The sequence below is a fragment of the Chitinibacter sp. GC72 genome, assembly GCF_009760905.1.
Taxonomy (GTDB): Bacteria; Pseudomonadota; Gammaproteobacteria; order Burkholderiales; family Chitinibacteraceae; genus Chitinibacter.
The window spans coordinates 21895-38653 of record NZ_VIRW01000023.1; the positions used below are offsets into that span (position 1 = coordinate 21895).

Sequence of the window (16759 nt, forward strand, 5' to 3'; positions counted from 1 at the left end):
TTATCCGCCATCAGATGCTGGGCGTATTCAAAATGCAGAATTGTCGACTTTGGGGCTGGCTGGCTTTAGATGACGCATGCCACAACAGCGGCGACATCAGTAATACGTCACCCGCCTGGGCATCACAAATCACAATCTCTTCTGGATCGAGCGAAAATCCACCCCGCTCGATACCGCCAAGATGTGAGCCGGGAATAATTTTCAGTGCTCCATTGTGCGCATTTGCGCAATCCAGATGCAAACGCACAGTGAGCATGCTTTGCAGCACATCCAAAGGAGCTTGCACGTGTAATACGCCCTCTTTTTCAGACCAAGGCCCCCAATCTGGCGCGGCGAAACGCTCATTGGCGGTGACGGTTATATCCTGATGCCAAGCAACCAGCCAATTCTGCGCTGCGCTTTTATCAAACCAGATGGCCCTGACAAATCGTGCATTTGCACCGCAATATTGTTGCGCCAAACGGGCCACTTCACCGCTAAATGCCAGTCGAGTCACCGACTCAAGCTGTCGCTCGATATGGCGAACTCCGCCACGCCTTGCTGCAAATGGCAACGCAGCTAATTGTTGCTTGAATTGAGCGCACTGCTCAGCCTTCATGAACCCACGTAACCAGGCATAACCCTGGCTTGCAAGCTGGTGAGCGATCAATTCCATTTGCCAATCCCCAGTACTCGCTTTAAAGCTCGCGCGATTGACAACGGCAGCACATACGACAAGCTGGCCTTGACCAACTTCAGTACCGAGTTGGCGCGCCAGTCAAAATGCCGCGCCAGCAGTTTGAGGCGCATCGCCTGTTGTTGCCGACGACGGCTCATCGAGATACCTGCGTCGTTATATTCACTTTTGGTTAAAACTTCGGCCAAATTCGCCGTTTGGTAGCGATCTACAAACTGCCAAAAATAGGCAAAATCCTCCGCCGCCTTGCAATCGAGCGGATAGAGGCCAATTTCGCGCACGCCTGCCACGCGGAACATCACCGTAGGATGGGTAAAGGCATTGTCATCATGCATCTGCCGCACGATTTGCTGATGTGTCTGTGGCTGGTAAATGGTAAAGCGATCTTGCTGGCGGCCATCGGGCAGACATTCAAAAAAAGTCACCGCCGAGCCAAGCAAATACACTGCCGGATGTGCGTCAAGATAGCTGACCTGTTTCGCAAACCGATCTGCCGCGACCACATCATCACAATCGAGCCGCGCTACGTAGTCATACCCTGCCGCCAAAATCGCTTCTAGCCCGGTATTGAGTGCGTATTCAATGCCGCAATTAGCAGGCAGATACAAAAAGTGTAAAACCCCCTGTGCTTTGAACACGGCATGCGCTTCATCTTCATTGATTGTCGAACGAGAGCTACCATCGTCGACGATAAAGACGTCAATTTGCTCATCAATACCAATCGACGCCAGCGAGGCGCATAGCCCGGTGGGGTTATTAAAATGCGGGATTAATAGTGCCGTGCGGTTCATAGCAACTCGGAAGATGGCTGGGTTGGAGCAAGCAATTGCGCCCATTGTTGCAGAATTCGCGCTTGCGAATAATGTGCGGCGCGTTGCTGCAGGAAATTTTGCAGTAACTGCCGCTGGCCTTGCTGGCGCAAAATCAATCCGGCTAGGGCCTCACCGGTGGCCTCGGGTACGACAAAATCATCGCGCCGGCTATTGGATCCATCACCAAATAATTCATATACCCCACCAGCGTTTGTGCTGGCAACCAGCAGACCAATTGGCATAGACTCCAATACCACCAATGGGCAGCCCTCAAACCCTGAGGTCAGCAACAAAACGTCGGCATGAGCCAGATATTCGCCAACATTGTCGCGCCGCCCGGCAAACACCACCTGAGACGCCAGCCCTCTAGCCTGTACAGCCGCTTGCAAATCAGCCTCCAGCGGGCCATCTCCAACGATGGTCAGCTGTGCGGCCACGCCCTGCATATTGAGCGCCACCAAGGTATCGAGCCAAAGCTGTGGCTGCTTTTCTTCGGCAATGCGGCCAACAAAGAGCAGGCGCAGTGGCGCAGCGTCCTCGCGCTCGGTACGTGGCAATAGCACTTGCTGCGCATCGACAAAATTGGGCAATACCTGCCAGCCTGCAGATGGCGCCTGCTCCAGCCAGCGCGCCATCGAGGTACGCGCATGCTCGGACACAAACACCAGCTCTTTCAGGCGACGATAAATAAACTGGCAAGCGCGGCGATGCACCACATTCATGCGGGCAAAAGCATCCAGCTCATAAAATGGGCCGTGCACCCAACCCAGCACCCGCTTACCCGAGCCCAGACTGGCGGCATACGCCATATACAGCGGCAGCAAAAATGTACCGGCAATCACCACATCGCTCTGGCGCACCACTTGCCGCGCCGCCCGCCAGCCGCTCAGCCAGGTTAACGGTTTTAGCGGCTGCCACTGGCCAGATAGGTCAACGACCTTGATATTTTTAATGCGCGACGCCCAGAGATTGCGTGAGCCGCCCAACAAGACTAGCGTCACCTCGAAGCCCTGCGCCGCCAGCCCTTCACCCACCAGCACCGCGCAACGCTCCACGCCACCCAGCCCGAGGTCACGCAGGAAAATAGCGACTTTCTTCGATTCACTCATGGCTTGATCTTCCGCCAGACACAATCGGACATTGCCAGCCGCAGGCTTTGCTTGAGCATTTTGTTGCGCTCGGCTTTGGGCGGCGGCATGTGCAAGGCCAGTTTCAATACACGTGGTATATCGAGCAAATTCACGCCGCGACTGCGCTGCAAGGTATCGAGCCAGATCTCGCCCAGCGCACCCCGACTTTCCGGGCGCAGCGCCAGTAACTGGCGGAAAAAATCGACCATCCATAGCCATTCGGCATGATTCAAAATCCGGCTGGGCTCGGCCAGCTTGGCGAACTCTGCAGCCAGCGGCTGCAGCGCCGCGGGCAAGGCGGTGCGGGCGTATTGCTCGCGTACACACTGCGCGGTGATCAGCAAAGCGGCTTTTTTGGCCTGCGTGACCTGCCCGGGATGAGTGCGGTAATGCAGCAGTACTTGCGGCATATTGGCAAAACGCGCACTCGTGCTCGCAGCGATTTGGCACCACAGCGCATAGTCTTCGGCGTGCGGCGCGTCATCGGGGTAAGGATGCGCCTTGAGCAAAGCGGCACGCGCCAGAATTGAGGGGTGGGCTAATGGGGTATTAAACAGCAAAGCCAGCCGGATTTCGGCATCCGACTCCGGCGTATGCCACTCGCCACTACGATCGCCGATAAAGCCTATCCAGCTACCGCAGATGTCCACCTGCTGGCGCTGGCAATAGTCAAGCTGCTTGAGCAAACGATCGGGCGTGCAAATATCGTCGGCATCAATGCGCGCAATCCACTCCCCGCTGGCAGCGGCAATGCCTTCATTCAGACTGGCGATCAGACCACGATTCTCACGGCTAATGATCTTAAAGCGCGGCTCTTGCTGCGCGGCGGCCTGCAAAATACTGAGCGTGGTATCGCTTGAGCCATCATCAATCGCAATACACTCCCAGTGCGTATAGCTCTGCAGGCCAATTGCATCAAGCGTTTGCTGTAAATACTGCCCGGAATTAAAGCAAGGCAATACAAATGAAACCAGCGCTGAACTCACAATGCTTCTCCTTGCTCCGTCCGTGGGCCTTCATCCGCAATTTGCCGCCGCACATCTAGGCACACCTGACGGGCACGCCAAGCAAAAGCGACCACAATAAAGGCCTCGACGATCAGCACCGATTGCGCGGCGCGCAGGCCTGCTTCAGTCGATCCCGGCACCAGCAGACACATCAGCGCCACATTGATTACGCCAGCCGCGACCAAGACCCGACTGAAATAGCGCTCTTGGCCAAACACCAGCAAGGTTTGCTGACCAAACACCAATGACACGGCGCCGAGCAAAATCACCGGCGCAAACCAGTACAAAATCAGCTGCGAATCGGCCAACGCCAAAAATGCGCGCGACAGGCCAAAATCGGCGCCAAACAGCTGCACGCTCAGCGGGGTAAAGAGCGGCACAAACAGCGCCAGCGCCAGCGTCATCGCCAATCCGATACCACCTTGAATCAGCAAGGCTTTACGAATCAAGGCCAGCGCACCAGCTTTATTGCTAACGGCCAATTGCGCGATGCGTGGGTACATGGCCTGAATCAGCGGGCCAATGAGACCCTGTGCGATATACACCAGCTTGCTGGCGGCGGCAAACAGACCAACCTGCACCGGCGCAGCAAACATCCCGAGCAGCACCGTCGTCGAGGTGGTATACAGACTGGTTGAAATTGCCGACAGAAAAAACGGCCAACTAGCACGTAGCGCATCCCGCAATTCGCCTAGCTGGATAGTCACCCATTGCGGGCGCGCAATCCCCCAGCCGCTCAACCACCACACCAGACCGGCCAGAATTTGTGGCATGGCCTGCAAAATCACCGCCAAGACAATATCCTGCGGCCCGCTCACCCAATACAGCAAAAAACCCAGCATCAGCGCGCGCGCAAACACCATCAACCCTGAGGCCAGCTGCAGCTTTTCAAAGCCCTGGAAATACCATAGCGGGAATAGCACCGAGCTGGCGATATACAGCTGGCTCCACAAAAACACCTCGCTGTGCGTACGCCAGCTATCGAGGCTAAAGGTCAGCACCAGCAAAATCAGGCTGGAGGCCACCATCAGCAGCACTTTGGCCCAGGTCACCCGCCAGAAAATCCGCGCCGCAGCCTGTGGATCATCGCGCACCTGCGCCACATCGCGCACCGCTGATAAATTAAAGCCGAAATCGGTGAGCAATACGCCGTACTGGATACAGGCAAAGGCAAAATTCATCACCCCGAAGCCTGCGCTACCGAGCTGCACCAGTAAAAAAGGAAAAGTTACAAACGAAACGACGTAATTGAGGCCCTGTACCAAATACAGCGCAAAAATATTCGCCCGCAAACGCGCATCAACCACACATCACCCCAAAGCTGCTCGCAACGGCGAGTAGAGACGCATTTTACGCTTTTCAATTCAATTGCCTGTAACAGTATTCATGCATCAGCGTTGGCTAATTTTGAATTTCTGCGTACAGCACCATGGCAGACCAGTTTGAGGGGAAAGAGCGGTGGCTGGCAGGGGATTACTGCTGATTAGCACGCTCGCCGGGGCGTAATTGGCGCGGTTTTGGTGCGCTCTGGCCATCAACCCAGTGGGTCTGCTGGCGCGGCCCCTGCACATAGCCATTATAAAAATCAGGCGACGGATTCAATACAGGCGCAGTGCCGACTGCGCTGGCCGGCACGGCCGTTTTGCTTGGCGTGCGCAGCTGGGCGCGTTCGCTCGAAGTGAAAAACAAAGTACCCCAGTCGTCCGCTTGCGCATTAATCGCCAGCATCATCAAAGCAAGTGCCAAGCCAAGCAGCCAGACCAAGCCCGGCAAAATCCGTATTTTCATCATGATGCCTTGTGAAGACCAATACTCAGCCAGTCGTAGTGACATTCAACGGCGATTCCGCTGGCCATATTCGCAGCAGCAGTGCCAGCACGGGCAAAACGGCACTGCCGCGCTACCGCCATGCCGGACAAGCGGGTCAGCCAGCGCTCAAACTGGCTTAAATCCCACTCGCTGCCTGCACGCCAGCTCACCGTCATTTTGCTCGCCAGTACCGCACTCTGCCCGTCAGCCACCGGCGCGCTAAGCTGCCTTTGCGGCGCAAACGCATAGTCGAGATGCCAGTGCGCTTGCTGCTGACGCAACTGCTCCAGCGCCTCGATCCAGTCCAGCCGATGCTCGCTGTCCAGCACGCGCATTTGCTGCAAATGCAGATAGGGCTGCTGGTACTGCTGCACCCTCTGCCATTGCTGCCGCTCCTGCGTGAGCAATTGCCGCAGCTGATTGATCTGCGCGCTTTGCTTGGCCATTCTTTGCTGGATATGAGCAAAAACAAACCAGCTCGACAAGAGCAAACCCAAAGCCAGCACAATGGCCGCCGCAGCCCACAGCAGTTGCGGCCCGATCAGGCGTAAGTCTTGCCCAATCAACCGCCAGCCAAGCGCCCCATCACGCCAAGCCCCTCGCATCAGGCGCCCTCCTTGCTTGCGATTGCTTTGAAAACCAGCTGCACACGGATGATGAAATCCGGCTTGATTGCCTGAGCCCCGCGCTGCGTAGCGGCTGCAGGCTGTACACTGGCTGCCGGGCTGGTATCAAGCGGCCATTGCTCGACAATAACAGTCGCCTCCGGCCAGCGCTGCAAAGCCAGCACCAGCGCCTCAACCTCGCCGATGGCGGCTCGGTAGGCCAGCCGATTCGGCACCCGGCCACTGATCAGTAAGGTTTGATCTCGCCACGCTACTGGATCAGCTGAGTTTGGCTCAGCATTCTCGCCCTGAGCCTGCACCCCATACTGACCCGTCAACCAACGGACTTCGCTGATCGACACGCCCGGCAGCGCTTGCAAGACGTGACTCAAGCGCCGCAAAGTAGGCTCAAACCTGGGCGCAGATTGCAGATGATCGCGCTGCAGTTGCATCACCTGCTCCAGCTGCCCAGCTTCGGCGGCGGAAAGCGGCGATTGCGCCAGATTGCGCGCCAGTTGCCGACGTTGCTGCTCAAGCGCTTGCCCGACCTGCTGGCCCAAGGCCAGCTGCCGGTGACCATCCAATACCTGCCAGAGCAAAATTAATGCCAGTATGCACGCACAGGCCAATCCAGCTATCGCCCCCAGCAACACACGCCTACCCAGTATATTGAGCCGGTGGTATTTCATCACCTTAGCGCTCGCATACTGGTTGGGCACGCCGCGCACCACCAGCATGGCCACCAGCAGGTCACACCAGTGATGACAGGTTTTGGGCAGCCCCAGCCGCGCAGCCAGATCGCCGATGTCGGCCTGCATATTGATCTGCACCAGCTCGGCCACATCGCCCAGCGCCAGCAGTACTTCGGCGTGCATAGGCGCGAGAGCTGCATCAAAAAAAGCCAGAATATGCAGCGTTTCGTCGTGCCTGAGCAGATGCTGCGTCATCAGGTATTGCCGTGCGCGGATAATTTCGCCCGCCATTCGGTTTGCGTGCGTGTCTTGCTGCGCGCGAAAAGTCGCCAGCCGGGAAAAACGCAGCCCTTCAGGCGTGAAATAGCTCTGCCTGAGCTGGCCGGGCGCATTGCACGACATCACCAGCGCGCAAGGCTGGCCGAAGTTGAGCTGCGAGAGCATGATTTGCGTCAGCAAGGCCACCGAATACACACCGACCACAGCGGCTTTGACCACGGCCAGATCGGCCAGAATCCGCGCCAGCGCATCGGGTTGAATCAGCGCCGAAAGTTGCAAGCTATCCTGCTCGCCACGCCGTGCGGCAGGCAGAACGCTGGCGCGGCGATACGGCGTGGCGCGAAAATGCTGGGCCAGCTTGCGCTCGCACAGCGTAAGCCGATCCTTGCCCGACAGATGCGGGATCATTTCATGCTGAAAATCTTCCTCAACCAGATCGGTGACAATGCAGTAGCTCAAGCTGGCGTGGCGGATAATCCATTCGCGAAAATCGCTAATGCCCAGCTCGTTATGCGGAAAAAATGCCAGTGGCAACGCGCCCTGCTCGCCCCAGCCATAGGCTGACACCACTTCATGCGTTAGAAACAGGACAATGGTTTTCATCGCAGCTGGCTCATCGCGTCAAAAATAGGGCCGAGCACCGCCGACATAATCCACGCCAGAGCCAGCCCCAGCAGCACCGTCATTACCGGCTCGAGCAGGGCATGCGCCCGGGCGATGGCGTCCCTGATGTCGCGTTCATAAAAATAGGCCACATTCAGCAGGGCCTCATCCAGCTGCCCCGAGCCTTCGCCAACGCGCAGCATTCTAAGCACCAGCGGCGGAAACAGTCCGGTCTGCGCAAAGCTGGCCGACAAGCCCTGCCCATCACTAATCCGGCTCTCCACCTGCCGCAAGGCTTCTGCTAGCACCCGGTTATTGATCACACCCCGAGTCATTGCGATGGCATCGAGCACCGGAATACCCGCGCCGTACAATAGCGCCAGCACATTGGCAAAACGCGCCAGCAAAATTCGGTTCACGATGCTACCCACCGCAGGTAGACGCAGCAGCCAGCCATCTAGCAGCAAGCGGAACTGCCCATCCACCCGCCAGCGCCAGCGCAACACCAATACGCTCAGTGCCAACAACAGCAGCATTGGCACACCAAAATGGGTCAGCAAGCCCGATAGCCACAATAAAAGCTGCGTACTGGGCGGAATCTGTTGCTGCATCGCCTGCATAAATTGCAGCAATTGCGGCACCAGATACACCAGCAAAAAACACAGCACGGCCAGCACCAGCACCGCCACAAAGGCCGGATACATCAGGATGCGGCGGGTCTGCACGATCATTTCGTCCTGCCATTTGATCGAATCAGCCAGACGTTTGAGTACGGCGGGCAGCTCGCCACTGAGCTCGCCCGCCTGCACCAGATTGACAAAAACCGGATCAAACACCGCCGGATGGGCGCACAGCGCTTGCGATAGCAGCTTGCCGCCGGCAATGTCTTCGATCAGTACCGCCAGCAAGGCGCGGACATGGGGCTGCTCGTGGCTATCGCGCAAGTCACCCAGCCCTTCGAGCAGCGGCACACCAGCGCGGGTGAGCTGCTCCAGATGAAAGCAGAAGTTGATCAATTCGCGGCGGCTGATCCGGCCTGTACTGGTGCTGGTGTGTTCTTCGCGCGCGTCGATCAGCGTCAACGCCAGCCGTGCCAGCCGCTGCTCAAGATCGGCCAGATGTGCGGCAGGCAAAACGCCGCGCCGGATGGTGCCTTGCTGATCAACAGCCCGGTAACGGTAGCGCATCTTTAGTGCACCCTATCGGTCAGATCGACCACGCGGCCAATTTCATCGAGCGAAGTCACACCCGAGCGCACCAGACGACAGGCGTCGTCCGCCAGCGGCACAAAACCCTTGCGCTGGGCCATTTGCCCCAGCTCGTGCACTGTGGCTCGCCGGGCGATCAGTGCGTCAAGCTCGCTATCGGTTTTTAACAGCTCCATTACCATGGTTCGGCCCTGATAGCCCTGATGCTCACACTGCGGGCAGCCGCTGGCGCGGTAGAGGGTACGTGGCGCATCGGAGCTCAGGCCCAACAGGGTTTGCTCGAACGCATCGGCCTCGTAGGCCTCTTTGCAATGCGGGCACAAAATGCGCACCAGCCGCTGCGCAATCATCCCGATGATATTGCCGCACAGCACATCAGGCAGCACGCCCATATCCAGCAAACGCGGCAAAACACCGAGCGCCGAGCCGGTATGCAGAGTGGCATACACCTGATGCCCGGTCATGGCGGCGCGAAAAGCCATTTCGGCGCTGGCGTGATCACGGATTTCGCCGATCAGAATCACGTCCGGGTCCTGGCGCAGAATGGAGCGGATGCCATTCACAAAATCCAGCTTGCTACTGTCATTTATCGAGGTCTGCCGCACCATAGGCAGCGGATATTCCACCGGGTCTTCCAGTGTCATGATATTCAGATCGACCGAATTGATCTGATTCAGAATCGAATACAGCGTCGTTGTTTTGCCCGATCCGGTGGGGCCGGTGAGCAAAATAATGCCTTCAGGTCTAGCAATCATCAGCTGCAGCAAGGCCAGATTGGCAGCGCTGATGCCCAGCGAAGCCAGCGGCACCAGCCCTTGCTGACGATCCAGAATACGCAGCACCATATTTTCACCCCACGTTGTCGGCTGCGCCGAAACGCGAAAATCTAGGCTGCGCCCGGACAGCATCAGCGACATCCGGCCATCCTGCGGGGCACGGGTTTCGGCAATATTCATGCTGGCCAGCACTTTGAGCCGCACCACCATCGCGGGCCAATAGGTTTTGTGCAATGAACGCACCTGCCGCAATACGCCGTCGATCCGGTAGCGAATCCGCACAAACGATTGCTCAGGCTCGAAATGCACATCCGATGCGCCCCGCGTGGCTGCATCGGCCAGCAGAGCATCGATCAGGCGCACCACCGGCTGGCTGTACTCGCCCGCACTCAGGCTCTGGCTGGCGTAGTCGATTTCTCCGGTTTCGATCTCATGCAAAATACCATCAATCGACAACTCGAAACCGTAGTACTGATTGATCGCTCGCGTGATGTCCAACTCGGCAGCCAGCAGCGGAACAATCTGGTACTGATCCCTGATCTGCATCCGCAATTGATCCAGCGCCAGCAGATTATCCGGGTTAGCCATCGCTACCGTCAGCTGCTGCGTGTGCGCATTCAAACCCAGCGGCAGCAGCAGTAAACGCTTGGCTAACTCCTTGGGAATCAGGCGGATGGCTTGCGGGTCGGCGATCATGCGCGCCAGATCGGCAGTCTCGTGCCCCAGCTTTTCGGCCAATGCTTCCTGCAGCACACGCTCGGACATAAAGCCGAGCAAAACCAGAATTTTGCCCAGCAGCAAACCCGATTGCTTTTGCTCGAGCAGCGCGATGCGCAGTTGGTCTTCGGTAATCAGGCCTTGGGCAATCAGCTGCTGCCCCAGTAATCTTTTATTCTGTCCGGCCATCGGCATCCTCCTGCAGGCGAGCCAGCCGCACGCGCACCGCAGCGGGCTCGAATTGCGCCTTGCGTTGCGCCGCCAGCGTCAGTGCTTTCTGATAAAACTCGGCCGCCAGCGCGCTCTGGCGCAAATGATCCAGACTAATCGCCAGGTTGTAGGCCAGATCAGGGTGATCGGGCTGCTCGCTCCAGGCCAGAAAATACTGCGTTTGCGCCTCCTGCCAGCGCTGGCGGGCAGCATAATACTGGCCCAGCAGAAAAGGCCGGGCTTGCGCCGCCTGCAGTAAGTTGGCTTCTGCTGCATTATTTTCAGCGGTGTTCGTGGCCGACTCCAGCGCCAGCTGCGTCGCGGCCACTTCGTCATCCTGCGGATTGAGCTGCAGCAGATATTGGTAAATCCCCGCCGATCGTCCCAGCTGCCCCTGTTGCAGCGCAATTGCGGCCAGCCCCAGCAAGGCATCGCGCTGATCTGGCTCGCTAGCCAGAATCTGCCGGTAGCGGGTTTCAGCCTGAGCCAGCTCGCCCGCCTGAAAATCGCCCCAGGCCTGCAATAGCGCGGCAGGCGTCTGATTCCGGCTGGCAATCAGCCGCACCGACTCGGATGAAGGATCATCCCCTTTGGCAGGCACAGCAGCCAAGGCTTGCTCCTGTGTCTTTTCTTTCAATTCATCATTAGAGGTATTGCCAGCAATATCAATCTGCAATTGATCTTCAGGCTCATACCCCTTAGCTAGAGTTGGCGAACTACTCTGGCTAGCAGTAAATTGCCCCGTGCTCGGCGTGGGCGATTGCGATGGTAAAGCCTGAACAATAGGTGCGGGCAAGGCGGGCCAGCTTCGCAGCTGATAGCGCCACGCCAGCCAGAGCAGCAAGACCAGCACAAGCAGCGTCGCGCTCAAACCCATCACCGCCAGACGCAGCGCGCCGCGCGGGGTTGACGATACGGCAGCCGGTGGCCAGACCGTGCCGGGCACAGGCGTCGCCGCCGGATTATCGTTGGCGACAATGGTCACAGTGGCAAGCACGGGCTCATCGCCAGCCAAAGATGGCTCGATACGGCTGGGTATTGCTGATTCAGCCGCATCGTCCGCATCCACGCTACCGAGCGCGCGCCGCAAGGCATTGATCGGCGCACTCCGATTCATTCCTGCGCCCCCTTTTGCACAGGAATCTGCCCAGACTGAAACGCCGACAAGGCATGATCGCTCGGCGAAGCAAAGAAATCTTGATCAGGCAGCCATTGCCGATACGCCGCTTGCTCGCCATTCACGCCTTGCTCGCCCACCAGCAGCGGGCGGAGAAATACAACCAGCTCGATTTTGCTCACTTTGTCATCCCGGTAGCTGAACACATCGCCGATCACCGGCAGCCGCGAAACACCGGGCAAGCCCTGGCGCGTATTGTTCTGCTTATCCTGAATCAGGCCACCGAGCACGGCAGACTGGCCGCTGGCGATTTTGAGCGTGGAGTCAAACTCGCGCACCTGCAGCACCGGAATCAGGCTCTGCACACTTTTGCCCGAATCTGCCGCAATCAGCGCCACCGCAGGGTCTTCGACATAGCGGCTGATATTGGTAATCGTCGGGCGCACATTCATTGAAATCGCCCCCGCCTGCGAGACCTGTGGCGTCACCTGCATCACCAGCCCGACCGGCACGGTATGCAGTGTCGAGGTATAGGTTCGACCCGTCACTACGCCATCGGCGTTTTTGTCTTCATCGAGCGCCAGCGTAAAATACACCTGCTCTTCAACCACTTTCATCACCGCAGTCTGGTTATTGAGCGCGATGATTTTCGGGCTCGATAGCACGCGGGTACGGCCAAATTGCTCCAGTAGCCTGATCGTGGCCGCAAACTGATTGCTGGTATACGACACCACCGCGGCCGGGGCGGTGGCCAAATTGGCGCCCAACAGACTTTGCCCCAGACTCCAGCCCTGCCCGGTGGTGATTTTTGACCAATCGACGCCCGCCTGATACTGATCGCCCAGCGCCACCTCGACGATTGTTGCCTCAATCATCACTTGCCGCTGCGCCGAGCTTTGTACTGCGGCCAGAAATTCGGCCACTTTGAGCTGATCCTTGTGGCTGGCGCGAATGCTGATGGTGCCGCTTTCCGGATTCATCACCACCAGATTGCCCGGCGCAAGCGGCGAGCTTGATGCCTGCAAAGGCTGCGGCGTGATGTCCTGCCGGGTTTTCTCGGTCTGGGCCAACGTTTTATCGACTTTAGCCAGACCGTCGGCCAACGCCAGCGCCGCCTTCGGGTCATTGCTGCCGGTGAGCGATTGCGCCACTTGCTGGGCAATCGCGCCTGCCATCGGTGAATTGGCCGCCCCTGTGGGTAAGCCCTCCCTGACCCCCAGCATGTCTTTCAGATTGCCCTCTAGCCGACGCCAGAACTGGTTGAGGTTTTCACTCTCGATCCCCGTGCTCGAACTATTGCGCGCCGTTGCGCCCGCCTCCAGCCGCGACGAGCTGGCCACCGAGTTAAACACCGCCACGCTTGATTTCATCGTGCGGGACAAATTGAAGTAATCAATCCGGTATGTTTTGAAATAAGGCTGATCCGGGCGAACCGTCAGTACGCCCTGCTCCAGCGTCCAGCGCAGATCAAGCTGGCTGGCCAGCCGGTCCAGAATTTGCGGCAGCGTCTGATTGATGGCGTTCAAGGTCACCAGTCCCTGCACTTGCGGGTGAACGTCAACATTGATTTTGGCATCGCGAGCCAGCGCAAACAGTAGGCGATTCACCGGTAACTGGCTAACCACGACGCTATAGGTTTCCAGCTTTGGGCTGCTGCCGGGCTTGGGCAGATAGGGAATCAGCTCGACGGGCTTGGGTATGGCCGGATTCGCTGGCGCAGCCGCCTGCACATGCCGCCCCTCGGGATCGGCAAGCTTGTGCGTCGCCATGCATGCACTCAGGCTGCACAGCAGCAAAATAGGCCACAGATATTCTTTCATATTTTGTTCATTACAAGTAAGTTAAAAACCATTCTAGATAAGAGATTTTTAATTACCAGCACTGAAAGTCTGATTCCGGCAAAAAACTAGCCTTCCACCGGTAAAATTGCACAGCCCGGCACACATCAACATAGGTATAGCCCTGTAGGTCATACCAATAAACAGCTACAGCAATATACCCATACTCAAAAATAGACAAACCCCATGTGTAGGCAAAATCACCGCAGTACATACGCCGAAATACAGTAAAATCGCCGGTGCAATGCAGCAAAAACGTACGTGTGAGCCTTTCTTCGCCAACCTGCTTTCTTTTAAAATTTGCCCATGCCATTAATTGATTTTCAAAACGTCAGCTTTGCTTACGGCGACACGCCGATTTTGCGCGATGTTTCACTGCAGATAGAAGCAGGGCAGCTGGTCGCCATTATGGGCGGCTCGGGCTCGGGCAAAACCACGCTGCTCAAGCTGATTGGCGGGCAAATCCGCGCACAAAGCGGCAAAGTCTGCGTCGCCGGGCAGGATGTCGGCGCGCTGGGCGAGCGTGAGCTCTATCAGTTGCGCCGCAAGCTGGGCATGCTGTTTCAGTTTGGCGCGCTGTTTACCGATTTATCGGTCTTTGACAATGTGGCTTTCCCGCTGCGCGAGCGCACCAAACTGCCCGAGAGCATGATTCGCGATCTGGTGTTGATGAAGCTGCAAGCCGTCGGCCTGCGCGGCGCGGCACAGCAAATGCCGCAGGAATTATCCGGCGGCATGGCGCGGCGCGTGGCGCTGGCACGGGCGATTGCGCTCGATCCACAGGTGATGCTGTACGACGAGCCATTTACCGGGCTTGACCCGATTTCGCTGGCCACCGTTGGCCAACTGATCCGCGAATTAAACGACGCGCTGGGCACGGCGTCGATCGTGGTGACGCACGATGTCGCCGAATCGCTGGCGATTGTCGATTATGTGTATTTCCTGGCCGACGGGCAGATTGTCGCGCAAGGCACGCCTGCACAGATCAGAGCGTCGGAGCATCCTTTTGTGCAGCAATTTATCAATGCGCGCCCCGATGGGCCGCTACCGTTTCATAAACCCGCGCCAGCGTATGCTGACGATTTAAGGCTTGCCTGAGAGCGAGATGAATTTTCTAGTTGAATCGATTAGCCGCTTCGGGCGGCCGCTGACCAATAGCCTGATCAAGCTGGGCTTTGCCTGCCGCTTTTTGCTGGCGATTTTGCGCCACTCGGCAACGGCCTTGTTGCGCCCGCACCTGACTTTGCGCGAGATCTGGTTTGCCGGGGTTTTATCGGTCTTGATTATTACGGTTTCGGGCTTATTTGTAGGCATGGTTCTGGCTCTGCAAGGCTATGACACCCTGCAACGTTTTGGCGCCTCCAGCTCGCTGGGCATTCTGGTGGCCTTGTCCTTGGTCCGCGAACTGGGGCCGGTTGTTGCAGGCCTCTTGTTTGCCAGCCGTGCCGGTAGCGCCATTACCGCTGAAATCGGCCTGATGAAAACCACCGAGCAACTGGCGGCGATGGAAATGATGGCCGTGAACCCGATTGCCCGTGTCGTAGCACCGCGCTTCTGGGGCGGCGTGATTTCAATGCCGCTCTTGGCCGCCATTTTCAGCGCGATGGGCATTCTGGGCGGCTATCTAATCGGCGTGCAATTACTGGGGCTGGATGCGGGCAGCTTCTGGTCGCAAATGCAGGGCGCTGTTGATTTCCGGCTTGACGTGATGAATGGCGTGATCAAAAGCGTCTTTTTCGGCGTAGCCGTTGCGCTGATTGCGGTTTTTGAAGGGTATGATGCGCCCCCAACCGCCGAAGGCATTTCCAGCGCCACAACGCGCACTGTGGTAACCAGCGCACTGACTATTCTGGCGCTGGATTTTATTCTGACTGCTTTTATGTTCCGGGGAGTTTAAATGAAACGCGGCATGATCGACTTCTGGGTTGGCCTGTTTGCGCTAGCCGGTATTGCAGCTCTGCTGTTTCTCGCACTCAAGGTGAGCAGCCAGGGCAGCCTGCCTGCGGGCAGCTCTTACCAGCTGATTGCCAATTTTGAAAATATTGGTGGCTTGAAAGTACGCGCGCCAATTAAAAGCGCGGGTGTCGTGGTTGGCCGGGTGAGCAGTATCACGCTGGACCCTGAGCGCTATGTCGCCAAGGTCACCATGGACATGGACAGCCGCTATCATTTTAGCCGCGACAGCTCGGCCGAGATTCTGACCTCCGGCCTCTTGGGCGAGCAATACATCGGCATTACTTCGGGTGCCGACGAGAAAGTTCTTAGCGCAGGCAACACGTTTAAAATCACGTCTTCAGCGATTGTGCTGGAGCAGTTAATCAGTCGATTCCTGTTTAGTCAGGCCGACCAAGAAAAGGAAGCCCAATAATATGTTCAATTCAATGCGCCTGATGCGCAATTCATTGCTTGCAATGCTAACGCTGTTTGTGAGCGCCGCGCTGTTTGCCGCAGAAAGCCCGGAGCAGATTGTCCGCTCGGCCAGCAAGGATGTGCTGGACATCATCAAGAAAAATGAAAAAGACGCCGCCAAGACGCGTGATCTGGTCGATACCCGCCTGTCGCCAATGGCCGACTACAAACGCATGACCGCGCTGGCCACGGGTCAGTACTGGAAAAGCGCCACACCGGCACAGCAGGAAGCACTGACTGCCGAGTTTCGCGCCATGCTGGTTCGTACTTACTTAAGCGCGCTGACGCTGTATAAAAACGCCCAGATCAATATCAAGGGCAGCCGTGCTGGCAACGATGCCGACGAGCAAACCGTACGCACCGAAGTGACTTTGCCCGGTCAGAAACCAATCCCGCTTGATTTCAGTTTTGAGAAGAAAAACGACTGGAAAGTGTACGACATCAGCGTGGACGGCATCAGCTTTATCAATAATCACCGCAACCAGTTCGGCTCGGTAATCCGCAAAGACGGCATTGACGGCTTGATCAAGCAGCTGGCCGCGCGCAATGCGGCTGCCAAACAGGCCAAATGATGAGCGCGATCTACCACGCTCCCGCCTTGCTCAACAGCGAACACTGCGGCCAGTTGCTGGGCGCAATTGACGATTTGCTCCGGCAAGGCGATGTGGAGATCGACTTTTCAGCACTCACCAGCGCAGACTCCAGCGCCGTCGCCTTGCTGCTCGAATGGCAGCGACGTGCGCAGGCAGCCAAGCGGGGGCTGCGCTTTGCAGCCATGCCATCGACACTGCAGCAACTGATTAGCGTCTATGGGGTGCAAGAGTTCTTGCAAATCAAGAACTAAGCAATACACAATTCATTTATCCATTAC

The 16759-nt window shown here is 57.4% G+C and carries 17 protein-coding genes; 5 read left to right on the top strand and 12 right to left on the bottom strand.

The genetic code is table 11. The features are described from left to right. Positions 1–10 precede the first annotated feature (10 nt). From FLS37_RS14500 to FLS37_RS14555, 12 genes are all read right to left on the bottom strand, one after another. Positions 11–655, bottom strand: coding sequence for a phytanoyl-CoA dioxygenase family protein (locus FLS37_RS14500; RefSeq protein WP_157670691.1), 645 nt, complete (start codon positions 653–655; stop codon positions 11–13). Beyond that, on the bottom strand, positions 646–1467 hold the full coding sequence (locus FLS37_RS14505) for a glycosyltransferase (protein ID WP_157670692.1): 822 nt from the start codon (positions 1465–1467) through the stop codon (positions 646–648). The genes FLS37_RS14500 and FLS37_RS14505 overlap by 10 nt, the downstream gene beginning before the upstream one ends. Then, entirely contained in the window at positions 1464–2597 is a 1134-nt protein-coding gene (locus FLS37_RS14510) for a glycosyltransferase (RefSeq protein WP_198314655.1), read from the bottom strand. The genes FLS37_RS14505 and FLS37_RS14510 overlap by 4 nt, the downstream gene beginning before the upstream one ends. Next, the gene (locus tag FLS37_RS14515; RefSeq protein ID WP_157670694.1) at positions 2594–3604 is read right to left on the bottom strand and encodes a glycosyltransferase family 2 protein; all 1011 of its coding nucleotides are present in this window, start codon (positions 3602–3604) and stop codon (positions 2594–2596) included. Before FLS37_RS14515 ends, FLS37_RS14510 begins: the two co-directional genes overlap by 4 nt. After that, entirely contained in the window at positions 3601–4932 is a 1332-nt protein-coding gene (locus FLS37_RS14520) for an oligosaccharide flippase family protein (protein WP_157670695.1), read from the bottom strand. The genes FLS37_RS14515 and FLS37_RS14520 overlap by 4 nt, the downstream gene beginning before the upstream one ends. A gap of 166 nt (positions 4933–5098) precedes the next feature. Beyond that, complete coding sequence (locus FLS37_RS14525; protein WP_198314656.1) at positions 5099–5416, bottom strand: hypothetical protein; 318 nt, start codon at positions 5414–5416, stop codon at positions 5099–5101. After that, complete coding sequence (locus FLS37_RS14530) at positions 5413–6039, bottom strand: hypothetical protein (RefSeq protein WP_157670697.1); 627 nt, start codon at positions 6037–6039, stop codon at positions 5413–5415. The genes FLS37_RS14525 and FLS37_RS14530 overlap by 4 nt, the downstream gene beginning before the upstream one ends. Next, the gene (locus FLS37_RS14535; RefSeq protein ID WP_157670698.1) at positions 6039–7613 is read right to left on the bottom strand and encodes a hypothetical protein; all 1575 of its coding nucleotides are present in this window, start codon (positions 7611–7613) and stop codon (positions 6039–6041) included. Before FLS37_RS14535 ends, FLS37_RS14530 begins: the two co-directional genes overlap by 1 nt. Then, positions 7610–8800, bottom strand: a complete 1191-nt coding sequence (locus FLS37_RS14540) for a type II secretion system F family protein (RefSeq protein WP_157670699.1) — start codon at positions 8798–8800, stop codon at positions 7610–7612. The genes FLS37_RS14535 and FLS37_RS14540 overlap by 4 nt, the downstream gene beginning before the upstream one ends. 2 nt (positions 8801–8802) lie before the next feature. Next, positions 8803–10503 (bottom strand): GspE/PulE family protein, encoded by a 1701-nt coding sequence (locus FLS37_RS14545; protein ID WP_157670700.1) that lies wholly within the window; start codon positions 10501–10503, stop codon positions 8803–8805. Beyond that, positions 10487–11641 (bottom strand): lipopolysaccharide assembly protein LapB, encoded by a 1155-nt coding sequence (locus FLS37_RS14550; RefSeq protein WP_157670701.1) that lies wholly within the window; start codon positions 11639–11641, stop codon positions 10487–10489. The genes FLS37_RS14545 and FLS37_RS14550 overlap by 17 nt, the downstream gene beginning before the upstream one ends. Then, entirely contained in the window at positions 11638–13461 is a 1824-nt protein-coding gene (locus tag FLS37_RS14555; RefSeq protein WP_157670702.1) for a pilus (MSHA type) biogenesis protein MshL, read from the bottom strand. Before FLS37_RS14555 ends, FLS37_RS14550 begins: the two co-directional genes overlap by 4 nt. Positions 13462–13785: 324 nt before the next feature. Between FLS37_RS14555 and FLS37_RS14560 the strand changes: the two genes are divergently transcribed. From FLS37_RS14560 to FLS37_RS14580, 5 genes are read left to right on the top strand one after another with little or no spacing between them, the layout of a single operon-like run. Further along, positions 13786–14577, top strand: a complete 792-nt coding sequence (locus FLS37_RS14560) for an ABC transporter ATP-binding protein (protein ID WP_157670703.1) — start codon at positions 13786–13788, stop codon at positions 14575–14577. 7 nt (positions 14578–14584) lie between these two features. Beyond that, the gene (gene mlaE, locus FLS37_RS14565) at positions 14585–15376 is read left to right on the top strand and encodes a lipid asymmetry maintenance ABC transporter permease subunit MlaE (protein WP_157670704.1); all 792 of its coding nucleotides are present in this window, start codon (positions 14585–14587) and stop codon (positions 15374–15376) included. Beyond that, entirely contained in the window at positions 15377–15847 is a 471-nt protein-coding gene (gene mlaD, locus FLS37_RS14570; RefSeq protein ID WP_157670705.1) for an outer membrane lipid asymmetry maintenance protein MlaD, read from the top strand. A gap of 1 nt (position 15848) precedes the next feature. After that, the gene (locus tag FLS37_RS14575) at positions 15849–16460 is read left to right on the top strand and encodes a phospholipid-binding protein MlaC (RefSeq protein WP_232522631.1); all 612 of its coding nucleotides are present in this window, start codon (positions 15849–15851) and stop codon (positions 16458–16460) included. Continuing rightward, on the top strand, positions 16457–16732 hold the full coding sequence (locus FLS37_RS14580) for a lipid asymmetry maintenance protein MlaB (RefSeq protein WP_157670706.1): 276 nt from the start codon (positions 16457–16459) through the stop codon (positions 16730–16732). The genes FLS37_RS14575 and FLS37_RS14580 overlap by 4 nt, the downstream gene beginning before the upstream one ends. Positions 16733–16759: the final 27 nt, after the last annotated feature.